Consider the following 1,349-nt stretch of genomic DNA (forward strand, 5'->3'; position numbering starts at 1 on the left):
CCTCCACAAATCCACTGGAAAGGGTCAACAAGGAGATCAAGCGAAGGGCAGACGTGATCGGCATATTCCCGAATAACGCTGCCGTCGTTCGTCTCGTCGGAGCACTCATGCTGGAGCAAAACGATGAGTGGGCGGTATCGCGCCGCTACATGACACTGGAAACCCTCGGCTCGGTGAGCCATAACCCTATTGTCAGCTTGCCAGCACTGGCAGCCTGACCTGAAGTCGATCCTGCCGTGGATCGACGGTTCCTACACCACCCCGAGGGACACGACCGTTCCATCTTCGCCCATTGGGTGTCGGTCAGTACAGAGCGGCCCATCCGTAGAATAAATCATATCTGCTTTTGAACGTGAATCCTAAATCCCCATAGACCCTAGAACGCAGCCGTCGCGGCGTCGCGCTCACAGAGGCGGGACCGACGCCTGCGGTTCTGACGTTGTCAGGCTGGCTACGCTCGAAGCCTTTGGTGCCTATCTGGCCGCCGCCAACGCCTTGCGCCTGCATGAAAGGCACTTTGCAACAGATTTTGGCGAACGGCCGCCGCTGCTTGCACGGCAAGAAATCGGCCAGTGCCAGTTATGGAAAATCTCAAATACGCCTCCCTTGCGAATCAGGGAGGGCTTCTATAGAACCTCAACCAATGTTGAGGTAAAGGCTCTTCTGCCGCTTTTCCGATCCCATTGCGCTTAGGAGCGTTTCGATCCCCCTCCCTGCTGCCAATCTGAGCGTCGGCGATGTCGCCCGTCGTGCCGGCGTGCCCGTGTCCACTCTTCATTTCTACGAAGCGCAGGGGCTGATCGAAAGCGAGCGCACTGGCGGCAATCAGCGGCGTTACCATCGCTCGGTTCTGCGGCTAATTGCGGTGATCAAGGTTGCGCAGCGTGTTGGCATTCCGCTGGCGCAGATAAAGGAGCATCTTGCGGGGTTGCCGACGGGGCATTTGCGGATCGCGTCGGACTGGTCGAGCTTGTCCAGCCTGTGGCGCGCCGAACTGGATCAGCGGATCGAGAAGCTGACCCATCTTCGCGATCAGATGGCGAGTTGCATAGGATGCGGATGCCTGTCCCTGGCCGACTGTCCGTTGCGCAATCCTCAGGACATTGCGGCATCTGGAGGCGCGGGCGCCCGTGCATTCGAGTGAGGATCGAGTGCCTCGTTTCAGGGCCGATCCAATCAGTCTTCTGGGAATTAATACACAGATTTATCAGTCAGATGAGGCCATGCCGCAGCGCCCGTCAAGGCGGCGGGCAGGCTGGAGAGCAACTTCGGTGCGTTCAGAAGGCTCGTACGCATCCGGTGAGGACCGCGGCTACTGACGGTTTGCTGGGGGATTTGGCATCTTACTT

2 protein-coding genes are annotated in these 1,349 nt (G+C 58.6%); both read left to right on the forward strand.

Going from position 1 to position 1,349, the window contains the following annotated elements; all coding sequences use genetic code 11:
- A partial coding sequence (locus tag DM806_RS17365) for a transposase (protein ID WP_179041787.1) occupies positions 1-218 on the forward strand: 218 nt, incomplete at its 5' end.
- 485 nt (positions 219-703) lie between these two features.
- The gene (soxR, locus tag DM806_RS17370) at positions 704-1,144 is read left to right on the forward strand and encodes a redox-sensitive transcriptional activator SoxR (RefSeq protein ID WP_179041791.1); all 441 of its coding nucleotides are present in this window, start codon (positions 704-706) and stop codon (positions 1,142-1,144) included.
- Positions 1,145-1,349: the final 205 nt, after the last annotated feature.

This window comes from Sphingobium lactosutens (assembly GCF_013393185.1).
In the GTDB taxonomy this organism is placed as follows: Bacteria; Pseudomonadota; Alphaproteobacteria; order Sphingomonadales; family Sphingomonadaceae; genus Sphingobium; species Sphingobium lactosutens_A.